This is a genomic window from Pseudomonas sp. B329 (assembly GCF_023127835.1).
In the GTDB taxonomy this organism is placed as follows: Bacteria; Pseudomonadota; Gammaproteobacteria; order Pseudomonadales; family Pseudomonadaceae; genus Aquipseudomonas; species Aquipseudomonas synxantha_A.
Window position 1 is genome coordinate 202,284 of sequence record NZ_SPKP01000005.1, and the last position, 21,485, is coordinate 223,768.

Here is a 21,485-nt window from a genome sequence, read left to right on the forward strand (position 1 = left end):
AATGTTCATGAAGCGCGTCTTGCAGATTTTCGCGGTGCTGATTGCGCTGGTCGCCCTCGGCGCCGGTTGGTATGTCTACAGCAAGCAGCCCACGCGTCAGGGCACAGTGCCGCTGGCCCACCTGCAAAGCTCGGTCACGGTGCGCTACGACGACCGTGGCGTACCGCATATCCGTGCCGAGAACGAGGCTGACCTGTACCGCGCCCTGGGCTATGTGCATGCCCAGGACCGGCTGTTCCAGATGGAGGTCATGCGGCGCCTGGCCCGTGGCGAACTGGCCGAAGTGCTGGGGCCCAAACTGCTTGAGACCGACAAGCTGTTTCGCAGCCTGCGCATTCGTGAGCGCGCCTTGAGCTACGCAGAGCACATGGACCCCGACTCAGCGTCGTCCAAAGCCCTGCAAGCCTATCTGGACGGGATCAACCAATATCAGGACAGCCACGCCAGCCCCATGGAGTTCGACGTGCTGGGCATCCCCAAGCGCCGCTTTACCGTCGAGGACAGCATCAGCGTCGCCGGGTACATGGCTTACAGCTTTGCCGCCGCCTTTCGTACCGAGCCGGTGCTGACTTACGTACGCGACCATCTGGGCAGCGACTACCTGAAAGTGTTCGATCTCGACTGGCAACCCAAGGGTGCGCTCAACCTGGCGGCCAGTGACTGGCAAACCCTCGGCGCCATCGCCGCCCTGAGTGAGCAGGCCCTGGCCGACAACGGCCTGCCGCAGTTCGAGGGCAGCAACGCCTGGGCCGTCAGCGGCAGCCATACCAAAAGCGGCAAGCCGTTGCTGGCGGGTGACCCGCATATCCGCTTCTCGGTGCCATCGGTGTGGTACGAGGCGCAGCTGTCGGCGCCAGGCTTTGAGCTGTACGGCTATCACAACGCGCTGGTGCCGGTGGCGTTCCTGGGGCACAACCTGGACTTCGGCTGGAGCCTGACCATGTTCCAGAACGACGACCTTGATCTGGTCGCCGAGAAGGTCAACCCGGACAACCCCAACCAGGTCTGGTATCACGGCCAATGGGTCGACATGACCAGCAGCGAGCAACAGATCCAGGTCAAGGGCCAGGCGCCGGTGACCCTCACGCTGCGCCGTTCGCCCCACGGCCCGATCATCAATGACGTGCTCGGCGAGAACGCGGGCAGCACGCCAATTGCCATGTGGTGGGCGTTCCTGGACACCGAAAACCCGATCCTCGACGGCTTCTACCAACTCAACCGCGCCGATACCCTGGCCAAGGCACGTGTCGCGGCCGCCAAGGTGTCGGCACCGGGCCTGAACATCATATGGGCCAATGCCAAGGGCGATATCGGCTGGTGGGCGGCAGCGCAGTTGCCGATCCGCCCGGCCGGCGTCAACCCGGCGTTCATCCTCGATGGCAGCACCGCTCAGGCCGACAAGCTGGGCTTCTACCCGTTCAGCGCCAACCCCCAGGAAGAGAACCCGGCACGTGGCTATGTGGTCTCCGCCAACGCCCAACCGGCATCGCCCACCGGCATGGAGATCCCGGGCTACTACAACCTCGCGGACCGTGGCCAGCAGTTGAACGCGCAGTTGAGCGACAACAGCGTGAAGTGGGATGTAAGCAACAGCCAGGCTTTGCAACTGGGCACCACCACCGCCTACGGCCCACGCCTGCTCGCACCGCTGCTGCCGGTGCTGCGCGAAGGGATCAAGGACCCGGCTCAACTCAAGCTGGTGGAACAGCTCGCAAGCTGGAAAGGCGACTACCCGCTGGACTCCACCAGCGCCACGCTGTTCAACCAGTTCCTGTTCAACCTTGCCGACGCGACCTTCCACCCGAAGCTGGGCGATGCACTGTTCAAGACCCTGATCACCACCCGTGTGATCGACGCGGCGTTGCCACGCCTGGCAGCCTCGCCGGACTCACCCTGGTGGGAGGGCAAGCGCGCGGATATCGTCAAGCTCGCCTGGGACAACAGCCTGGCCCACCTCAAGACGACCTTCGGCGACGACCCGGCGCAGTGGCAGTGGGGCAAGGCGCACACCTTGACCCATGGTCATCCGCTGGGCTTGCAGAAACCGCTGGATAAGCTCTTCAACGTCGGCCCGTTCGCCGCACCGGGCAGCCACGAAGTGCCGAACAACCAGACCGCCGCGATCGGCCCGGCGCCATGGCCGGTGACCTATGGGCCTTCGACACGGCGCCTGATCGACTTCGCCGACCCTGCCCACGCACTGACCATCAACCCAGTGGGGCAAAGCGGCGTACCGTTTGATGCTCACTATGGTGATCAGGCGCAAAGCTATATCGAAGGCGGGTATGAGCAGGCGCATTTCAGTGATGAGGAAGTGACGGCCAATACCCGAGGCACCCTGAAACTGTTGCCTGCCAGATAGCCGAGTATCACTGGGTAAAAATGTGGGAGGGGGCTTGCTCCCGATAGCAATGTATCAGTCAGCTGATGTGTAGCTGACCCACCGCAATCGGGAGCAAGCCCCCTCCCACAGTTTACCGCTACACGGGTGCGGCAAAGTTAAGCCTGAACTGTTGCGGCGTGACGCCCAGGCGGCGATTGAACACGCTGCGCATGTGCTGGGCGTCGCGAAATCCGCATTGATAGGCCACCGTCTTGAGCGGCGCCGGGCTGCTTTCGAGCATCACCCGCGCCGCATCCACCCGCGCTCTCTCGACAAATTCCGCCGGCGTGATCCGCGCTTCACGGGCGAACACCCGGGAGAAATTGCGCGCACTCATATTGGCCGCCCTGGCCAAATCGGCAATGGTCAAATCCCCGGTCAGGTTGGCCAGCACGTACAACTGCACCAGCGCCACCGCCGAAGTGGCCTCGGCATGGGGAGTGAGAAACGGGCTGAACTGCGATTGCCCGCCCGAGCGTTGGGTGAACACCACCAGGCGCTTGGCCACGCTCAGCGCCACTTCCGGGCCGTGATCCTGGGCCAGCAGGTACAGCGAAAGATCGATACCCGCCGTGACCCCGGCCGAGGTGTAGAGGTTGCCGTCCTGCACATAGAGACGGTCGGCCTCGACCTGGGCAGAAGGGCACAGGCGCGCCAGGCTGGCGGCGTCATTCCAGTGGGTAGTGACGGTTTTACCGTCCAGCAGACCGGCGCGGGCCAGCATGAAGGCGCCGTTGCAGATCGAGCCGAAGCGCTGTGCCCTGGCAGCGGCACCGCGCAGCCACTCATCAAACTGAGGGCCGAAATCTTCGAAAGGCAGTTGCGGGCCGCCCGCTACCAGCAACAGGTCGTAGGGCTGCCGGGCTTCGCTGTAGTGCTTGTGCGCCTGCAATGACAGGCCATTGGAGGCAGCCAGAGTGCCGTGGCCGAAACCGATCACCTCCAGGCGGTAGTGATCGTCAGGCGCCAGGAAGCGGTTGGCCTCGCAGAACACATCCATGGGCCCGGTCACGTCCAGTGACTGGACGCCGGGGAAGATCAGGATCGCGACGGTTTTGTGCATGGGAGACCTTTATCTCTGGGCTGACGCAAAACCCTGTGGGAGCTGGCTTGCCTGCGATGCAGACACCTGGGCTCATCAGGTATACCGAGGTGATGCTATCGCAGGCAAGCCAACTCCCACATTAGATCGCGCGCAGCCTTGGCGCGATGTGGCAGCACATTGGCCGAAAACGCGCCCTCGTCTCGATAGCTGCGTCGCCCAAGCGCGAACAGACTGGATGCTTTCCAGAGGAGCACCACCATGAACACCACCATCGCCGGCATCAAAATCCCCGACAGCGCCTTGGCCAAAGCCACCACTGAATACATCCGCGACATCGAATCCGACCTGCTGTACCACCACTCGCGCCGGGTATTTCTGTTCGGCGCCTTGAGCGGAGAGCGCAAGCAACTGGCCTACAACCCGGAGCTGCTGTATGTCGGCGCAATGTTCCACGACCTGGGCCTGGTGGAAGGTCATCGCAGTGACGACCAGCGTTTCGAAGTGGACGGTGCCAATGCCGCCGCCGCGTTCCTCAAGCCTTACGGGCTGAGCGATGACGATATCGAACAAGTGTGGTTGTCCATCGCCCTGCACACCACACCGGGTGTGCCGCAACACCTGCGCCCCACCGTGGCGCTGGTGACCGCCGGGGTGGAGATGGACGTGCTGGGCATGGACTACGCCGCATTTTCCACGGTGCAGCGCGAAGCGGTGGTGCATGCGCATCCACGCGGTGAAGGGTTCAAGGAGTGCATCATCTGCGCGTTTGCCGACGGCTTGCGCCATCGCCCGCAGACCACGTTTGGCAACGTGAAGACGGATGTGCTGGTGGATCAGGAGCCGGGGTTCAGGCCGATGAATTTTGTCGAGGTGATTCGCACGTCGCCGTGGTTGGCGTAGCTGAGTTGAAATGCGATCAAATGTGGGAGGGGGCTTGCCCCCGATGGCGGTGTGTCAGTCAGCAAATCTGATACTGATACACCGCTATCGGGAGCAAGCCCCCTCCCACATTTGGACCTCACCCAGCTTTAGATCGGGGCTGGAGCGCGGCGCTTGTCCGGCTGTTGCCAGCCGTCAGCCGCGGCTTCTTCGATGGATTGCTGGATGGCCTTCTTGCGATGCTCTTCGGCCCGACGGCTGAAGAACCACACCAGGAAGGTCACCAACGACACCGCCAACAGGATCAGACTCGCCACCGCGTTGATCTCGGGTTTAACCCCAAGGCGCACCGCCGAGAACACTTCCATCGGCAAGGTGGTGGAACCCGGGCCCGATACAAAGCTGGCCAGTACCAGGTCATCCAGGGACAGCGCAAACGACATCATGCCGCCCGCCGCCAGCGACGGCGCGATCATCGGGATGGTGATCAGGAAGAACACCTTCCACGGCCGCGCGCCCAAATCCATCGCGGCTTCTTCGATCGACAAATCCAGCTCACGCAAGCGCGCCGACACCACCACCGCCACATACGCCGCACAGAACGTCGTGTGCGCGATCCAGATGGTGACGATGCCACGTTCCTGGGGCCAGCCGATCATCTGCGCCATGGCCACGAACAGCAGCAACAGCGACAGGCCGGTGATCACTTCAGGCATCACCAGCGGTGCCGTCACCAGGCCGCCGAACAGCGTACGGCCCTTGAACTGGCTGATACGCGTGAGCACAAATGCCGCCAACGTGCCCAGCGCCACCGCGGCCACCGCCGTGTAGCAGGCGATTTCCAGGGAACGGGCCACCGAGCCCATCAACTGGGTGTTGTCCAGCAGGCCCACGTACCACTTGATCGACCAACCGCCCCACACCGTCACCAGCTTGGATTCGTTGAACGAGTAGATCACCAGGATCAACATCGGCAGGTAGATAAAAAACAAGCCTGCGACCAGCATGAAACTGGAGAAACGAAAGCGCTTCATATCTTGCCCTCCAGCTCTTTGGCCTGGCTGCGGTTGAACAGAATGATCGGCACGATCAGGATCGCCAGCATCACCACGGCCAAGGCAGAAGCCACCGGCCAGTCACGGTTGTTGAAGAATTCCTGCCACAACACTTTACCGATCATCAGGGTTTCCGGGCCGCCGAGCAGTTCAGGGATCACGAACTCGCCCACCACAGGGATAAACACCAACATGCAGCCGGCGATGATGCCGTTCTTGGACAGCGGCACGGTGATTTTCCAGAAGCTGTTGAAGGTGCTCGAACCAAGGTCGGAGGCGGCTTCGAGCAGGCTCTGGTCGTGTTTGACCAGATTTGCGTACAGCGGCAGGATCATGAACGGCAGGTACGAGTAGACCACGCCGATATACACCGCGATGTTGGTGTTGAGGATCTGCAACGGTTCACTGATCAGCCCCATGGACATCAGGAAGCCGTTGAGCAAACCGTTGTTGCTGAGGATGCCCATCCACGCATACACGCGGATCAGGATCGCGGTCCAGGTCGGCATCATGATCAGCAGCACCAGCACGGTCTGCATCTCTTTGCGCGCCGTGGCGATGGCGTAGGCCATCGGGTAGCCGATCAGCAGGCACAGCAGCGTGCTGAAGAACGCCATCTTCAACGAGCCCAGGTAGGCTGCGATGTACAACTCGTCGCCCGCCAACAGGCTGTAGTTGGCCAGGTTCAGCACCACTTGCAGCTTTTGCTCAACGTAGGTGTAGATCTCGGTATAGGGCGGGATCGCCACGTCGGCTTCGGCAAAGCTGATTTTCAATACGATGAAAAACGGCAGTGCGAAAAACAGAAACAGCCAGAGGAATGGAATCCCGATGACCACCTGCTTGCCATTGGGGATTATGCGATCCAAGCGCCGCTTGAATTTCTTCATGTTCATGAGCGAAGTACCACGCCGCTGTCGTCTTCCCACCACACGTAAACCTGATCACCCCAGGTTGGGCGCTGGCCACGGCGTTCGGCGTTGGCGACGAAGGACTGCACCAGCTTGCCACTCGGCAGCTCCACATAGAACACCGAGTGACCGCCCAGGTAGGCGATATCGTGCACCTTGCCGCTGGACCAGTTGTGCTCGCAGGTCGGCATTTCGGTGGTGACCAGCAGTTTTTCCGGGCGAATCGCGTAGGTCACCGACTTGTCTTCCACCGAAGTAGCGATGCCGTAGCCCACGTAGATGTCGCGATCCAGGTCCGGGCACTTGAGCACCGCATGGCCTTCGGCGTCGTCCACCACTTGGGTGTCGAAGATGTTCACGTTGCCGATGAACTCGCACACCAGGCGGCTGGTAGGGGTTTCGTAGATGTCGATCGGGCTGCCGATCTGGGCGATCCAGCCCAGGTGCATGATCGCAATACGCTCGGCCATGGTCATGGCCTCTTCCTGGTCGTGGGTTACCATCACGCACGTCACGCCGACGCGCTCGATGATCTCTACAAGCTCAAGCTGCATCTGCGAGCGCAGCTTCTTGTCCAGGGCGCCCATCGGCTCATCGAGCAGCAAGAGTTTGGGGCGCTTGGCCAGGGAACGGGCCAGGGCTACACGCTGGCGCTGGCCGCCGGACAGCTGGTGCGGCTTGCGCTTGGCGTATTGGCTCATCTGCACCAGCTTGAGCATCTCGGCCACGCGGGCGTCGACTTCGGCCTTGGGGATCTTGTCCTGCTGCAGGCCGAACGCGATGTTCTGCGCCACGGTCATGTGCGGGAACAGCGCATAGGACTGGAACATCATGTTGATCGGCCGCTCGTAGGGCGGCATGTCGGTAATGTCCACGCCGTCCAGGTAGATGCGGCCTTCGGTTGGGCGCTCGAAACCTGCGAGCATACGCAGCAAGGTGGACTTGCCTGAACCCGAACCGCCGAGCAAGGCGAAGATCTCGCCTTTCTTGATTTCCAGGGACACATCGTCCACCGCAATCGTCTCGTCGAACTTCTTCGTGACCCGGTCGATTTTGACCAGCACCTTTTTCGGTGTCTGGTCGCCCTCGAGGGCTTTCTTATAGGCGCCGGAGGCAACTGCCATTTACGAAACTCCCAAAAAAAGAGTGCAGCTCGCCCAATACGGGCCAGCCTTGGATAGTTTGAGCCTTACTTGCCCGTCTTGACCTTGGTCCAGCTACGGGTCATTAAACGCTGCACTTTCGGGGGTAGCTCGAAGTTGACGAATGTCCGCTCGAGAACCGCCTGCGGTGGGTAAACCGCTGCGTCGGTGCGTATCGATTGTTCCATCAGCTTGTCCGCCCCGGGGTTAGGGTTGGCGTAACCGACGTAATCACTGACCTGGGCGATCACCTCAGGTTGCAGCAAATAGTTGATGAAGGCATGAGCCTCTTTAACGTTGCTCGCATCCTTGGGGATCGCCAGTACGTCAAACCAGAGGTTGCCGCCTTCCTTGGGAATTGCGTAGGCGATGTTCACGCCCTTGCCCGCCTCGGCCGCGCGGGCCTTGGCCTGGAACACATCACCGGAGAAACCGGCAGCCACGCAGATGTTGCCGTTGGCCAGGTCCGAGATGTATTTGGAGGAGTGGAAGTAAGTCACGTAGGGCCGCACTTTGAGCAGCTTCTCTTCGGCCTTCTTGTAGTCGGCCGGGTTGGTGCTGTTAGGGTCCAGGCCCATGTAGTTGAGCACTGCCGGCAGCATTTCATCGGCCGAATCCATGAACGACACACCGCAGGTGGCGAGCTTCTTCATGTTTTCCGGTTCGAACAACACCGCCCAGGAATCGATATGGTCGACGCCCAGCACTTCCTTGACCTTATCGACGTTGTAGCCAATGCCGTTGGTGCCCCACAGGTACGGCACCGCGTACTGGTTGCCCGGGTCGTTCTTTTCCAAGCGCTTGAGCAGGGCCGGGTCGAGGTTGGCGTAGTTTGTCAGCAGTGACTTGTCGAGCTTCTGGAACGCCCCGGCCTTGATCTGCTTGCCGAGGAAATGGTTGGACGGCACGACCACGTCATAGCCGGTACGCCCGGCGAGCAACTTGCCTTCCAGGGTTTCGTTGGAATCAAACACGTCATACACGGGCTTGATGCCGGTGGCCTTTTCAAAGTTGGCCAGGGTGTCGGGGCCGATGTAGTCCGACCAGTTATAAACATGCACCGTCGATGCGGCCTGCACGCTGACAGCCAGCGTGATACCTGCACCCACCAGCAAGGCTTTGCGAAATAAAGAAATTGGCAAGTGGAGGTCCTCTTAAATAGTTGGGCCCAAAGTTGTTGCCCGGCAACAAAACCGGCGCGCAACTTACCCTCGATAAACCGATCCGGCAAAACTTTCTTTGATCTAATTTGTGGGAGAGGGGCTTACCCCCCTCCCACAGCTGCCAGGGCTTACTTGCCCGACTTGATCTTGGTCCAGCTACGGGTCATTTCACGCTGGGTCGCGGCCGGCAAGTCGGCAATCGCGTAGAGCTTGGCCTGCACGTCCGCCGACGGGTAGATGCCCGGGTCGCTGGTGATGTCTTTGTCTACCAGTGCGGTGGCCTTCTCGTTACCGTTCGGGAAGCGCACGCTGTTGGTGATGCTCGCCATCACTTCCGGCTTGAGCAGGTAATTCATGAAGGTGTAGGCGGCCTCGACGTTTTCGGCATCCTTGGGGATAGCGACCATGTCGAAGAAGCTGCCGGCGCCTTCTTTCGGAATGTCGTAGGCGACTTTGACTTTGCCACCGGCTTCAGCCGCCCGGGACTTGGCTTGCTGGATGTCACCCGAGTAACCCACGGCCACGCAGATGTTGCCGTTGGCGAGGTCGGAAATGTACTTGGACGAGTGGAAGTAACCGATCGAAGGACGGATCTTCAAGAACAGGTCTTCAGCCTGCTTGAGATCGGCTTTCTTCTGGCTGTCGGTCGGCAGGCCCAGGTAATGCAGCGCGATTGGCAGCATTTCGGTTGGCGAGTCGAGGAAGCTCACGCCGCAGCTTTTCAGCTTGGCGATGTTTTCCGGCTTCATCAGCACATCCCACGAATCGATCTTGTCCACGCCCAGCGCGGCCTTGACCTTCTCCGGGTTGTAGCCGATGCCGATCGAACCCCACATGTACGGGAACGCGTGCTTGTTGTCCGGGTCGCTGACCGACACGGCCTTGAGCAGGGATTTGTTCAGGTTGCTGTAGTTAGGCAGCTTGGACGTGTCCAGCTCCTGGTACACGCCGGCCTTGATCTGCTTGGCCAGGAAGTTGTTCGACGGCACGACGATGTCGTAGCCGGACTTGCCTGCCAGCAACTTGGCTTCCAGGGTCTCGTTGCTGTCGAACACGTCGTACACCACCTTGATGCCCGACTCTTTTTCAAAGTTGGCGATGGTGTCCGGTGCAATGTAGTCAGACCAGTTGTACACGTGCAGCACTTTATTGTCTGCCTGGGCCGCGCCCGCCATTGCGCCCATCAGGGACAAGGCGAGGAGGGTCTTGCCAGCGTTTTTCAAACCTAATGCCTTCATTGGGTGATGCTCCGATTTTTCTTTTTTGGGCCGCACATTGTTTATGTTTCGGGCCCAGCCAAAGGGCAACAAAACAGGACGACAGTCTGGCAAGTTCAGGGGCCCGCTTTCAACCGGCCCCCGCATTTATCTACTCAGCCCTGCAATGCCGCCAACGTCAGGTCCAGGCAATGACGGGCCTTGGTCACCAGCTCGTCGATTTCTGCCTGGCTGATCACCAGCGGCGGCGAAATGATCATGGTGTCGCCCACGGCGCGCATGATCAGGCCATTCTCGAAGCAGAAGGTTCGGCAGATCATGCCGGCGCCCTTGCCTTCATGACGCTTGCGCGTGACCTTGTCCTGCACCAGCTCGATCGCACCGAGCATACCCACGCCGCGCACTTCGCCCACCAGCGGGTGGTCAGCCAGCTCCCTCAGACGCTTCTGCAAATACGGTGCCGTTTCGTCGTGTACACGGCTGACGATTTTTTCATCGCGCAGGATACGGATGTTTTCCAGGGCCACAGCCGCGGCGACCGGGTGGCCGGAGTAGGTAAAACCGTGGTTGAAATCGCCCCCTTCGTTGAGCACCGCCACCACTTCGTCGCGCACGATCAGGCCGCCCATGGGCACGTAGCCTGAGGTCAGGCCCTTGGCGATGGTCATCATGTGTGGCTTGAGGTCGTAGAAATCGCTACCGAACCACTCACCGGTACGGCCGAAACCGCAGATCACTTCGTCGGCGACAAACAGGATGTCGTACTTGGCGAGAATTTCCTTGATGCGCGGCCAGTAGGTGGCGGGTGGCACGATCACACCACCAGCTCCCTGGATCGGCTCGGCGATAAAGGCGCCGACGTTGTCCACGCCCAACTCCAGAATCTTCTCTTCCAGCTGGTTGGCGGCCCAGATCCCGAATTCTTCAGGGCTCATGTCGCCGCCTTCGCCAAACCAGTAGGGTTGAGCGATGTGGGTGATGCCCGGGATAGGCAGGTCGCCCTGCTCATGCATATAAGTCATGCCACCCAGGCTGGCGCCGGCCACGGTGGAACCGTGGTAGCCGTTCTTGCGGGCAATGATGGTTTTCTTGTTCGGCTGGCCCTTGATCGCCCAGTAGTGGCGGACCATGCGCAACATGGTGTCGTTGCCTTCGGAGCCGGAGCCGGTGAAGAACACATGGTTCATGCCGGCGGGCGCGACTTCGGAAATGACTTTGGCCAGTTCAAGCACCGGCGGGTGTGCGGTCTGGAAGAACAGGTTGTAGTACGGCAGCTCTTTCATCTGTTTGGCGGCGGCGTCAGCCAGTTCGTCGCGACCATAGCCGATCGCCACGCACCACAGGCCGGCCATGCCGTCGAGGATCTTGTTGCCTTCGCTGTCCCACAGGTAAACACCGTGGGCTTTGGTGATGATCCTTGGGCCTTTCTCTTTCAATTGCTTGAAATCGCTGAACGGCGCCAGGTGGTGATCATTGCTCAAGGCTTGCCATTCACGGGTTTGCGGGTTGTTGCTGGACATACCAATCTCCTAGACTTTTCAGTGAAGGGCGCGCCGTTTGAAGGACGCGCCCGGCGCATCAGACGGCGAAGAGCAGGAATTCCCGCTCCCACGAACTGATCACGCGCTTGAAGTTTTCATGCTCGGCCCGCTTGACCGCGACGTAGCCTGTGATGAACTTTTGCCCCAGATATTTCTCGATGGTCTTGCTGTTTTCCATACGCTCAAGGGCATCTTCGATGGTCAACGGCAGACGCAGATTGCGGCGCTCGTAACCACGGCCGACTACTGGCGCGCTCGGGTTGTGGCCTTCGACCATGCCGATGTAGCCGCACAGCAGGCTGGCGGCAATCGCCAGGTAGGGGTTGGCATCGGCGCCCGGCAGGCGGTTCTCCACGCGGCGGTTCTGTGGGCCGGCATCTGGAACGCGCAGGCCGACGGTGCGGTTCTCTTCGCCCCACTCCACGTTCACCGGCGCCGAGGTGTCGGGCAGGAAGCGGCGGAACGAGTTCACGTTCGGGGCGAACAGCGGCAGCAATTCAGGGATGAACTTCTGCAGGCCACCAATGTGGTTGAGAAACAGCTGGCTCATGGTCCCGTCTTCATTGGAGAAGACGTTCTTGCCGGTGGCGATGTCGATGATGCTCTGGTGCAGGTGCATCGCGCTGCCGGGCTCGCCGGTCATCGGCTTGGCCATAAAGGTGGCAGCCACGTCGTGCTTGAGCGCGGCTTCACGCATGGTGCGCTTGAACACCAGGATCTGGTCGGCCAGGGACAGGGCATCGCCGTGACGGAAGTTGATTTCCATCTGCGCGGTGCCGTCTTCGTGGATCAGGGTGTCGAGGTCCAGCTCCTGCAGTTCGCACCAGTCGTAGACGTCTTCGAACAGCGGGTCGAATTCGTTGGCCGCTTCTATAGAGAAAGACTGGCGGCCAGTCTCCGGGCGCCCGGAACGGCCAATCGGCGGTTGCAGCGGAAAGTCCGGGTCTTCGCAACGCTTGGTCAGGTAGAACTCCATCTCCGGCGCCACGATGGGCTGCCAGCCGCGGTCGGAGTAGAGTTTGAGGACTTTCTTGAGCACGTTGCGCGGCGACAGCTCGATCGGGTTGCCTTGCTTGTCGTAGGTGTCGTGGATCACCTGAGCAGTGGGCTCGATGGCCCAGGGCACCAGGAATACCGCGTTCTGGTCGGGGCGGCAGATCATGTCGATGTCGGCCGGGTCGAGCAATTCGTAATAGATGTCGTCTTCGACATAGTCGCCGGTCACGGTCTGCAACAGAACGCTTTCGGGCAGGCGCATGCCTTTTTCGGCGATGAACTTGTTGGTCGGCGAGATCTTGCCCCGGGTAATACCGGTGAGGTCGCCAATCATGCATTCGACTTCTGTGATCTTGTGGTCTTTCAACCAATCGGTGAGCTGGTCGAGGTTGTTACTCATAAATGCCTCTGGGCTGGGTTTCCTGGCATCCGTTAAAAGCCAGGCGTTGGTTGACGCAGCATCCGCGTCGTTTGTTCATTCAGGGTAGGAGCTTACCTGCCATTTGCCCATGGGTTGCATTCCTCACGCCAAAGTTGTGCAGAATCATGATCGGCACGGCGAATATGGGCGGGTGGGTGGCGCAGGCGTTGGCAAAGAGGAGGTCGGACGGGCCGTCAAGAATATTGGCCGGTGCGTGAGCATTCACGCGGGACGAACGGACTGCGCACAATGTGTGGCGCAAGCACGCAGAGACGCCGAATGGCGGCAGGTGAAACATGAAGCACCCCGGTATTATTGCTGTTATGGGTTTGAATCGAGCTTAGCCTTGTTCATTTTTTTACACAACACCCCCGTAAAAAATACAACACGGCCCGCTCAAGCCTGCAGGTCCAAAGACCTTTAAACCCAAAAAACCGCCCCAAAAAGCCCCAAAAAAGGCTTCATGGCGCTTTTTTAGGGCAAAAAATGCCTCGCTTGACTTCGGCAAGCCGTTCGGGTTGACTGAAACCAGAAAAGATCAATGATTGATATTTTTAACAACAAAGGTGTTGCATCATGTCGGTACCCCCGCGTGCCGTTCAGCTTAACGAAGCGAACGCGTTCCTTAAGGATCATCCTGAGGTTCTGTACGTAGACCTTCTAATTGCGGATATGAATGGTGTGGTGCGCGGCAAGCGCATCGAACGCACCAGCCTCCACAAGGTTTACGAGAAGGGCATTAACCTGCCTGCCTCTTTATTTGCCCTGGATATCAATGGCTCGACGGTGGAAAGCACCGGCCTGGGCCTGGACATCGGCGATGCTGACCGAATCTGTTATCCAATCCCCGACACCCTGTGCAATGAACCCTGGCAAAAGCGCCCTACCGCGCAATTGCTGATGACCATGCACGAACTTGAAGGTGAACCTTTCTTCGCCGACCCGCGCGAAGTGCTCCGCCAAGTTGTAAGCAAGTTTGACGACCTCGGTCTGACCATCTGCGCCGCCTTCGAGCTTGAGTTCTACCTGATCGACCAGGAGAACGTGAACGGCCGCCCACAACCGCCCCGCTCGCCGATCTCCGGCAAACGCCCGCACTCGACACAGGTCTACCTGATCGACGACCTCGACGAATACGTCGACTGCCTCCAGGACATTCTGGAAGGTGCCAAGGAGCAAGGCATTCCGGCCGATGCCATCGTCAAGGAAAGTGCCCCGGCGCAGTTCGAAGTGAACCTGCACCATGTGGCCGACCCGATCAAGGCCTGCGACTACGCAGTACTGCTCAAGCGCCTGATCAAGAACATCGCCTACGACCATGAGATGGACACCACCTTCATGGCCAAGCCTTACCCAGGGCAGGCAGGCAACGGGTTGCACGTACACATCTCCATTCTGGACAAGGACGGCAAGAACATCTTTGCCAGCGAGGATCCCGAGCAGAACGCCGCATTGCGTCACGCGATCGGCGGTGTGCTGGAGACCCTACCCGCCCAAATGGCGTTCCTGTGCCCCAACGTCAACTCCTACCGTCGTTTCGGCGCACAGTTCTATGTGCCGAACTCGCCGTGCTGGGGCCTGGACAACCGCACCGTAGCGATTCGCGTACCCACCGGCTCTTCCGATGCCGTGCGTATCGAACACCGCGTGGCCGGTGCCGATGCCAATCCTTATCTGCTGATGGCTTCGGTCCTGGCGGGTGTACACCACGGTCTGACCAACAAGATCGAACCGGGCGCTCCGGTGGAAGGCAACAGCTACGAGCAGAACGAGCAAAGCCTGCCGAACAACCTGCGCGATGCCCTGCGCGAGTTGGACGACAGCGAGGTGATGGCCAAGTACATCGATCCTAAATACATCGATATCTTTGTTGCCTGTAAGGAAAGTGAGCTGGAAGAGTTTGAACACTCCATCTCCGACCTTGAGTACAACTGGTACCTGCATACCGTGTAAGCGGTTGCGGCATTGAAGAAGCGCCACAGGCTTAGGGTCTGTGGCGTTTTTTTATGGGCTTATTCCGGGAGACCGAATTGGTCTCATCGGGAGCAAGCCCCCCTCCCACATTTTGAATGTATTCACAGATCTAAATGTGGGAGGGGGCTTGCTCCCGATGGCGGTCTGGAAGACAACACACCTCCCTGCTCATACAATGCCCGCTGCCTTGTAGGAGACATCCATGCCCACCCGCCCCGCCGCCCCTCGCAAACCCCGCGCCCGCAGCCAGGCCCGGATCGACGCGATCCTTGAAGCCGCCCGCACCTTGCTGGCCGCCGAAGGCGTGGCGAGTTTGTCGATCTACAGCGTGGCCGACCGGGCGCAGATTCCACCGTCGTCGGTGTATCACTTCTTCGCCAGTGTGCCGGCATTGCTGGAAGCATTGACGGCTGACGTTCACGCAGCCTTTCGCGCCGCCATCCAGGCGCCCATCGAGCATGAATCGCTCAAGCATTGGCGCGACCTGTCCTGCATCGTTGAACAACGCATGCTCACCGTTTATGACCAGGACGCCGCTGCACGCCAGTTGATCCTGGCCCAACACGGGCTGACCGAAGTCACCCAGGCCGATCGTCAGCATGACCTGGAGTTGGGGGACTTGATGCTGGAGGTGTTCAACCGCCACTTCGAAGTGCCGAGCTTGCCCAAGGATGTGGATGTATTTGCCCTGGCGCTGGAGTTGAGCGACCGCGTGTATGCGCGCTCAGTGCATCAGCATGGGCTGATCACGCCGCGTATGGCGCAAGAAGGGATGCGCGTGTTTGATGCCTATGTGGGGCTTTATTTGCCGGCGTATCTGCCCAAGCGGTGAGCCTTGTGTTGGCTGGGCCGGCCCTATCGGGGGCAAGCCCCCGATAGCGGTCTCAAGCAATCACAACTTGGCAATCGACACCTCAGTGGATTTCACAAAGGCAATCACTTCACTGCCAATCACCAGCTCCAGCTCTTTGACCGAACGCGTAGTGATCACCGAAGTAACGATGCCGGACGCAGTCTGTACGTCGATTTCCGACAGCACGTCACCGACCACGATTTCCTTGATGGTGCCTTTGAACTGGTTACGCACGTTGATGGCTTTAATAGTCATGATGTTTTTCCTGTGTGGGTTATTGAGCCCAACGCAATTGCGTCGGCAGCGGTGAAACAGGTTCGGGTTCCGGCGGTGAACCGGGCAGCGACAGCACGCGGTTGAGCACCTCGGCCTCCAACGCGGCCAGGCGGTGTGAACCACGGGCCCGTGGGCGTGGCAGGTCGACGGCGAGGTCGAGACCGATTTCGCCGTCTTCGATCAGAATCACCCGGTCGGCAATCGCCACGGCTTCGCTGACATCGTGGGTCACCAGCAACACAGTGAAACCGTGCTTGCGCCAGAGGTTCTCGATCAGTTGCTGCATCTCGATGCGAGTCAGGGCATCCAGCGCCCCCAGCGGCTCGTCGAGCAGCAACAGGCGCGGCTGGTGAATCAACGCGCGCGCCAGGGCCACGCGCTGCTTCTGGCCACCGGACAAGGCCGCCGGCCATTCATTGGCGCGCTCGGCCAGGCCCACCGCTTCCAGAGCCTCCAGCGCGCTGGGGCGCCAGTTGCCCGTAAGGCCGAGGCCGACGTTGTCGATGATCTTTTTCCACGGCAGCAAACGCGCTTCCTGGAACATCAATCGTGTGTCTTCAATCGCCTCGTGCAGCGGCGCGGAGCCGGCCAGCAGCTCGCCGCCACTGGCCTTGTCCAGCCCCGCCAGCAGGCGCAACAAGGTACTCTTGCCGCAGCCACTGCGACCTACCACGGCCACGAATTGACCGGCCGGAATATGCAGGTCGATGTCCTTGAGCACTTCGCGAGTGCCGAAGGATTTGCGCAACTTGCGCACCGCCAGGGGAATGCCCTTGAGCAGGCGCGGGGGTTGTTGAGCTGTCATGCCGCACCTCCTTTGACTTGATACGCCGGGTGCCAGCGCAGCCATACCCGTTCCAGGCCACGCGCCGCCAGGTCGGCGAGTTTGCCGAGGATCGCGTACATCACGATGGCCAGCACCACCACGTCGGTTTGCAGGAACTCACGGGCATTCATCGCCAGGTAACCGATGCCGGAACTGGCCGAGATGGTTTCCGCCACGATCAGCGTCAGCCACATAAAGCCCAGGGCAAAGCGCACGCCCACCAGGATCGACGGCAGCGCGCCAGGCAGGATGACTTGCCAGAACAGGCTGAACCCCGACAGGCCATAGCTGCGCGACATTTCCACCAGCGCCGGGTCGACGTTGCGGATACCGTGATAGGTGTTCAGGTAGATCGGGAACAACGTGCCGAGTGCCACCAGGAAAATCTTCGCGGTCTCGTCAATGCCGAACCACAGGATCACCAGTGGAATCAGCGCCAGGTGCGGCACGTTACGAATCATCTGCACAGAGCTGTCCAGCAAGCGCTCGCCCCACTTCGACAACCCGGTGATAAAGCCCAGGGCCAAACCAATGCTGCCGCCGATCACAAAGCCCAGGCCGGCACGCCAGCCACTGATGGCCAGGTGTGTCCAGATTTCGCCGCTGACCACCAGGTTGACTCCGGCTTCGATCACCGCACTGGGCGCCGGCAAAATGCGCGTCGACAACCACCCCGCCGACACCGACAACTGCCACACCGCCAGCAACAAGATCGGCAGCACCCAGGGCGCCACGCGATGGCTGAATTTTTCAAAGTCCATAACGGCGCCTCAACTCTGTGACGCAGCTTTGGGAAGGATGTCGTTGGCGACCATCTCGCCAAACGGGCTGACGTAACCGGCGCTTTTCGGCAACTCGGGACGTTCGATATCCAGATGCGGAAACAACAGTTCGGCGACTCGATACGACTCTTCCAGGTGTGGATAACCGGAGAAGATAAAGGTGTCGATACCCAGGTCCGCGTATTCCTTGACCCGCGCCGCAACCGTCGGGCCATCGCCGACCAGCGCCGTGCCTGCTCCGCCACGTACCAGGCCGACGCCGGCCCACAGGTTGGGGCTGACCTCCAGGTTGTCACGGCTGCCGCCATGCAAAGCGGCCATGCGTTGCTGGCCAACCGAGTCAAAACGCGCCAGCGACGCCTGGGCGCGGGCAATGGTGTCGTCGTCCAGATGGGAGATGAGTTTGTCGGCGGCTTTCCAGGCCTCTTCGTTGGTCTCGCGCACAATCACATGCAGGCGAATGCCGAAGCGCAGGGTACGCCCGAGTTTCTCGGCCTTGGCGCGAACCTGGGCGATTTTTTCCGCGACAGCAGCCGGCGGCTCGCCCCAGGTCAGGACCATTTCCACCTGCTCGGCCGCCAGGTCCTGGGCCGCTTCGGAGGAACCGCCGAAGTACAGCGGCGGGCGCGGTTGCTGGACCGGTGGGTAGAGCAGCTTGGCGCCTTTGACGCTGATGTGCTCGCCGTCGTAGTCCACGGTTTCGCCTTCGAGCACGCGGCGCCAGATGCGCGTGAACTCCACCGATGCCTGATAGCGTTCTTCGTGGCTGAGGAACAAGCCATCGCCAGCCAACTCTTCCGGGTCACCGCCAGTCACCAGGTTGAATAACGCACGACCACCGGACAACCGGTCCAGGGTGGCGGCCTGGCGTGCGGCGACCGTCGGGGAAATGATCCCGGGGCGCAGAGCAACCAGGAATTTCAAACGCTGGGTCACTGGAATCAGCGAGGCAGCCACCAGCCACGAGTCTTCGCAGGAGCGACCGGTAGGGATCAACACCCCGCCGAAACCCAGGCGGTCAGCGGCCTGGGCCACTTGTTGCAAATAACCGTGATCGACGGCGCGGGCGCCTTCGGCGGTGCCAAGGTAATGGCCGTCGCCGTGGGTAGGCAGGAACCAGAAAATATTGAGGCTCATGGAGTTGTCTCCTGAAGGAATCGGATTACGGCGCTTTGGCAACCGCGGCGGGGGCGTCCAGATCACGTCCTTGATGCTCAAGGGCTTGGGGATCAGTTTGAGCTGGTAGAAGCTGTCGGCGATTTTCTGCTGGGCCGCGACCACTTCCGGGGTCAGGAACAGCGCACCGTAGCCCTGGCGTTTCACCGAGGTCAGGGTGATGTCGGCGGGCAGGCCCAGCAGCGGTGCGACTTGTTCGGTGACTTCCTGCGGGTTGGCCTTGGACCACACGCCCACCGCGCGCACTTCTTCCACCAGCGCCCTGATCACTTCAGGGTGTTGCTCGGCGTAGGGTTTGGTGGCCAGGTAGAACTGATGGTTGTCGGCAATGCCGGTGCCGTCACGCAGGGTACGGGCTTGCAGTTGTTTCTCGGCGGCGGCCTGGTACGGGTCCCAGATCACCCAGGCATCCACACTGCCGCGCTCGAAGGCGGCACGGGCATCGGCAGGTGGCAGGAATACGGTTTTCACGTCGGTGTAGTTGAGGCCGGCATCTTCCAGGGCTCGCACCAGCAGGTAATGCACGTTGGAGCCTTTGTTGAGCACAACCTTTTTGCCTTTGAGCTCGGCGACCGATTTGATCGGTGAGTCTTTGGGCACCAGGATCGCTTCACTGGTAGGTGCGGGCGGTTCGTAGGCGACGTAAAGCAAGTCGGCGCCGGCCGCCTGGGCAAACACCGGTGGCGTTTCACCGGTGACGCCGAAGTCGATGGAGCCGACGTTCAGGCCCTCAAGCAACTGCGGGCCGCCGGGGAACTCGGTCCACTGCACCTGCACGCCTTGGGCGGCCAGGCGTTTTTCCAGCGTGCCCTTGGCCTTGAGCAGCACCAGGGTGCCGTACTTCTGATAACCGATCCGCAGGGTCTCGGCGGCTTGGGCTTGAACAATGGCGCCGAAGGACACAGCCGCAGCAAACAGTGCGACCAGACCACGACGCAAGATGACAGTGCGCATGGCGCTCTCTCCACAGTTGCGATTAGGGTTTTGGCTGCACCTGCTTGGCCGTTGGCGGCTGAGTAAGGTGAGTGTTTCTCGATTTTCGGGTAAGGGTCAGATGCTCCAGCGAGCACTCAACAAGCGTTCATTCAACACATCGGGGTCCAGCGGCTTGGGGCGTCGGGCCATGGCGCTGTAGAGCTGCTCCAGGGCTTCGTGCAAGCGTCGTTCAAGTACCGGCACCAGTTGCGCCTGGACGCTGCCTTCGCCATAGGCGATCTGGCTGTCTTCGGCGAAAATGCCGTGGAGCAATTCCTGGGCTTTCAGGGCCGACAACACCGGTTTCAAGGCATAGTCCACCGCCAGCATGTGGGCGATGCTGCCGCCGGTTGCAATCGGTAATACCACCTTATGGGCCAGGGCGCGTTCGGGCAGAAGGTCCAACACGGTTTTCAGCGCGCCGGAAAACGACGCCTTGTACACCGGTGTGGCGATCACCAGGCCGTCGGCATTGGCCACCTGTTGCAACAGGTCGATGACCTTGGGGCTGTCGAACCGTGCGTGCAGCAAGTCTTCAGCCGGGAAGTCGCGTATCTGGTAACTCACCACCTCTACGCCCTGCTGTTGCAGCCATTGACGGGTTTTATCCAGCAACACCCCGGAGCGCGAACGCTGGCTGGGACTGCCTCCAAGTGTTACGACCAGCATGCAGGAGATTCCTTGAGCAAGTGTCGGCGGTTCGCTGTACGGCAATGGCGCCAAGATGGGATAGACCTTATCAGCAGATTTATATATCTATAAATCTTATTTATTCATTTGTTTATTCCATAAATACATAAGCCGTTTATCAATCGCCAGGCGAAAAAAAAGGCCGTGAAAACGGCCTGAAAACCCCTGCATGCTTACTTTGAAAATGCACTTAACATGTGGGAGGGGGCTTGCTCCCGATAGCGGTGGGTCAGGTAAGTATTTGGTAACTGACAGACCGCCATCGGGAGCAAGCCCCCTCCCACATGGGATCTGTGTCAGCGGTTGGGTTGTGGGGTGAGGCGCAGGTACGGCTTCACCGCGCGGTAGCCCTTTGGAAAGCGCTTCTTGATCTCTTCCTCGTCCTTGAGCGACGGCACGATCACCACCTCATCCCCATCCTGCCAGTTGGCGGGCGTGGCGACCTTGTGGTTGTCGGTCAGTTGCAGCGAGTCGATCACCCGCAGGATTTCATGGAAGTTGCGCCCGGTACTGGCCGGGTAGGTGATAGTCAGGCGGATCTTCTTGTTCGGGTCGATCACGAACAAGGAGCGCACGGTGAGGGTGTCACTGGCGTTGGGATGGATCAGGTCGTAGAGGTCCGAGACCTTGCGGTCGGCGTCGGCCAGGATCGGGAAGTTGACCACGGTGTTCTGGGTCTCATTGATGTCTTCAATCCACTTGTGATGCGAGTCCACCGGGTCTACAGACAGGGCGATGGCCTTGACGCCACGTTTTGCGAATTCGTCCTTGAGCTTGGCGGTGAAGCCCAGCTCGGTGGTGCACACCGGGGTGAAGTCTGCCGGGTGGGAAAACAACACACCCCAGCTGTCGCCCAGCCATTCGTGGAAGCGAATCTTGCCGGCGCTGGAATCCTGTTCGAAGTCGGGGGCGATGTCGCCCAGTCTTAGGCTCATGGTGTGGCTCCTGATGAGTGCTTATGGAGCCCACTGTGCATGGATTTGGAGTTATTTAAAAAGAATAAATATCGATTTATCTAGACGATAAAGGAATATTAAAAATGTGTTCATTGGACTTGGGCGCAGGCGAAGATCAACATTGTTTTCAAGGTTCGAGAAGGCCTTGAGTCGCTGTAGTAAAGAGGGTTTCAGGAAGGGCTTGCGGGGGTTGAGCCCGACTTGAAAGCAGTACACCTTGCCCG

General features: G+C 60.2%; 18 protein-coding genes and 1 pseudogene. 4 read left to right on the forward strand and 15 right to left on the reverse strand.

Annotated elements, in window-relative coordinates:
- Nucleotides 1–7: 7 nt before the first annotated feature.
- Nucleotides 8–2,362 (forward strand): penicillin acylase family protein, encoded by a 2,355-nt coding sequence (locus E4P00_RS03540; RefSeq protein ID WP_248130649.1) that lies wholly within the window; start codon nucleotides 8–10, stop codon nucleotides 2,360–2,362.
- A gap of 118 nt (nucleotides 2,363–2,480) precedes the next feature.
- On the opposite strand, the gene E4P00_RS03545 is transcribed toward E4P00_RS03540, so the two are convergent.
- Nucleotides 2,481–3,446 (reverse strand): GlxA family transcriptional regulator, encoded by a 966-nt coding sequence (locus tag E4P00_RS03545; protein WP_103734203.1) that lies wholly within the window; start codon nucleotides 3,444–3,446, stop codon nucleotides 2,481–2,483.
- 240 nt (nucleotides 3,447–3,686) lie between these two features.
- Between E4P00_RS03545 and E4P00_RS03550 the strand changes: the two genes are divergently transcribed.
- Nucleotides 3,687–4,328, forward strand: a complete 642-nt coding sequence (locus E4P00_RS03550) for an HD domain-containing protein (protein WP_032878860.1) — start codon at nucleotides 3,687–3,689, stop codon at nucleotides 4,326–4,328.
- A gap of 128 nt (nucleotides 4,329–4,456) precedes the next feature.
- Here the strand turns inward: E4P00_RS03550 and E4P00_RS03555 are convergent, their stop codons facing one another.
- From E4P00_RS03555 to E4P00_RS03585, 7 genes are all read right to left on the reverse strand, one after another.
- The gene (locus E4P00_RS03555) at nucleotides 4,457–5,341 is read right to left on the reverse strand and encodes an ABC transporter permease subunit (RefSeq protein WP_248130650.1); all 885 of its coding nucleotides are present in this window, start codon (nucleotides 5,339–5,341) and stop codon (nucleotides 4,457–4,459) included.
- The gene (locus tag E4P00_RS03560) at nucleotides 5,338–6,219 is read right to left on the reverse strand and encodes an ABC transporter permease subunit (protein ID WP_231989070.1); all 882 of its coding nucleotides are present in this window, start codon (nucleotides 6,217–6,219) and stop codon (nucleotides 5,338–5,340) included. Before E4P00_RS03560 ends, E4P00_RS03555 begins: the two co-directional genes overlap by 4 nt.
- 35 nt (nucleotides 6,220–6,254) lie before the next feature.
- On the reverse strand, nucleotides 6,255–7,397 hold the full coding sequence (gene potA, locus E4P00_RS03565) for a polyamine ABC transporter ATP-binding protein (protein ID WP_003195240.1): 1,143 nt from the start codon (nucleotides 7,395–7,397) through the stop codon (nucleotides 6,255–6,257).
- Nucleotides 7,398–7,462: 65 nt separating this feature from the next.
- A complete protein-coding gene (locus E4P00_RS03570; protein WP_005792355.1) occupies nucleotides 7,463–8,557 on the reverse strand; it encodes a polyamine ABC transporter substrate-binding protein in 1,095 nt (364 codons plus the stop codon).
- 149 nt (nucleotides 8,558–8,706) lie between these two features.
- Nucleotides 8,707–9,801 (reverse strand): polyamine ABC transporter substrate-binding protein, encoded by a 1,095-nt coding sequence (locus E4P00_RS03575; RefSeq protein ID WP_032803992.1) that lies wholly within the window; start codon nucleotides 9,799–9,801, stop codon nucleotides 8,707–8,709.
- A 149-nt stretch (nucleotides 9,802–9,950) separates the two neighbouring features.
- On the reverse strand, nucleotides 9,951–11,315 hold the full coding sequence (locus E4P00_RS03580; protein ID WP_032878858.1) for an aspartate aminotransferase family protein: 1,365 nt from the start codon (nucleotides 11,313–11,315) through the stop codon (nucleotides 9,951–9,953).
- 58 nt (nucleotides 11,316–11,373) lie between these two features.
- Nucleotides 11,374–12,732 carry a glutamine synthetase family protein gene (locus E4P00_RS03585; RefSeq protein ID WP_003195249.1) on the reverse strand — a complete coding sequence of 453 codons (1,359 nt, stop codon included), beginning with the start codon at nucleotides 12,730–12,732 and terminating at the stop codon, nucleotides 11,374–11,376.
- 597 nt (nucleotides 12,733–13,329) lie between these two features.
- On the opposite strand from E4P00_RS03585, the gene E4P00_RS03590 reads away from it, so the two are divergent.
- Both E4P00_RS03590 and E4P00_RS03595 read left to right on the forward strand, forming a co-directional pair.
- Nucleotides 13,330–14,706: a glutamine synthetase family protein gene (locus tag E4P00_RS03590; protein WP_003213894.1), complete on the forward strand. Its 1,377-nt coding sequence runs from the start codon at nucleotides 13,330–13,332 to the stop codon at nucleotides 14,704–14,706.
- 223 nt (nucleotides 14,707–14,929) lie between these two features.
- Nucleotides 14,930–15,559, forward strand: a complete 630-nt coding sequence (locus E4P00_RS03595) for a TetR/AcrR family transcriptional regulator (protein ID WP_248130651.1) — start codon at nucleotides 14,930–14,932, stop codon at nucleotides 15,557–15,559.
- A 60-nt stretch (nucleotides 15,560–15,619) separates the two neighbouring features.
- On the opposite strand, the gene E4P00_RS03600 is transcribed toward E4P00_RS03595, so the two are convergent.
- The 7 genes and pseudogenes from E4P00_RS03600 to E4P00_RS03630 all read right to left on the reverse strand — a co-directional run bounded on the left by E4P00_RS03600 (nucleotide 15,620) and on the right by E4P00_RS03630 (nucleotide 21,240).
- Entirely contained in the window at nucleotides 15,620–15,835 is a 216-nt protein-coding gene (locus E4P00_RS03600; RefSeq protein WP_003176783.1) for a TOBE domain-containing protein, read from the reverse strand.
- 19 nt (nucleotides 15,836–15,854) lie between these two features.
- The gene (ssuB, locus tag E4P00_RS03605; protein WP_248130652.1) at nucleotides 15,855–16,661 is read right to left on the reverse strand and encodes an aliphatic sulfonates ABC transporter ATP-binding protein; all 807 of its coding nucleotides are present in this window, start codon (nucleotides 16,659–16,661) and stop codon (nucleotides 15,855–15,857) included.
- A complete protein-coding gene (gene ssuC, locus E4P00_RS03610; RefSeq protein ID WP_032878854.1) occupies nucleotides 16,658–17,443 on the reverse strand; it encodes an aliphatic sulfonate ABC transporter permease SsuC in 786 nt (261 codons plus the stop codon). The genes ssuB and ssuC overlap by 4 nt, the downstream gene beginning before the upstream one ends.
- A 9-nt stretch (nucleotides 17,444–17,452) precedes the next feature.
- Nucleotides 17,453–18,601, reverse strand: coding sequence for an FMNH2-dependent alkanesulfonate monooxygenase (gene ssuD, locus E4P00_RS03615; RefSeq protein WP_005792361.1), 1,149 nt, complete (start codon nucleotides 18,599–18,601; stop codon nucleotides 17,453–17,455).
- A gap of 48 nt (nucleotides 18,602–18,649) precedes the next feature.
- Nucleotides 18,650–19,594 (reverse strand): annotated as a pseudogene (locus E4P00_RS03620) (sulfonate ABC transporter substrate-binding protein); the annotation flags it as partial.
- 96 nt (nucleotides 19,595–19,690) lie between these two features.
- Nucleotides 19,691–20,284 (reverse strand): NADPH-dependent FMN reductase, encoded by a 594-nt coding sequence (ssuE, locus tag E4P00_RS03625; RefSeq protein ID WP_078822590.1) that lies wholly within the window; start codon nucleotides 20,282–20,284, stop codon nucleotides 19,691–19,693.
- Between the two features lie 317 nt (nucleotides 20,285–20,601).
- Entirely contained in the window at nucleotides 20,602–21,240 is a 639-nt protein-coding gene (locus tag E4P00_RS03630; protein WP_003195267.1) for a peroxiredoxin, read from the reverse strand.
- Nucleotides 21,241–21,485 lie beyond the last annotated feature (245 nt).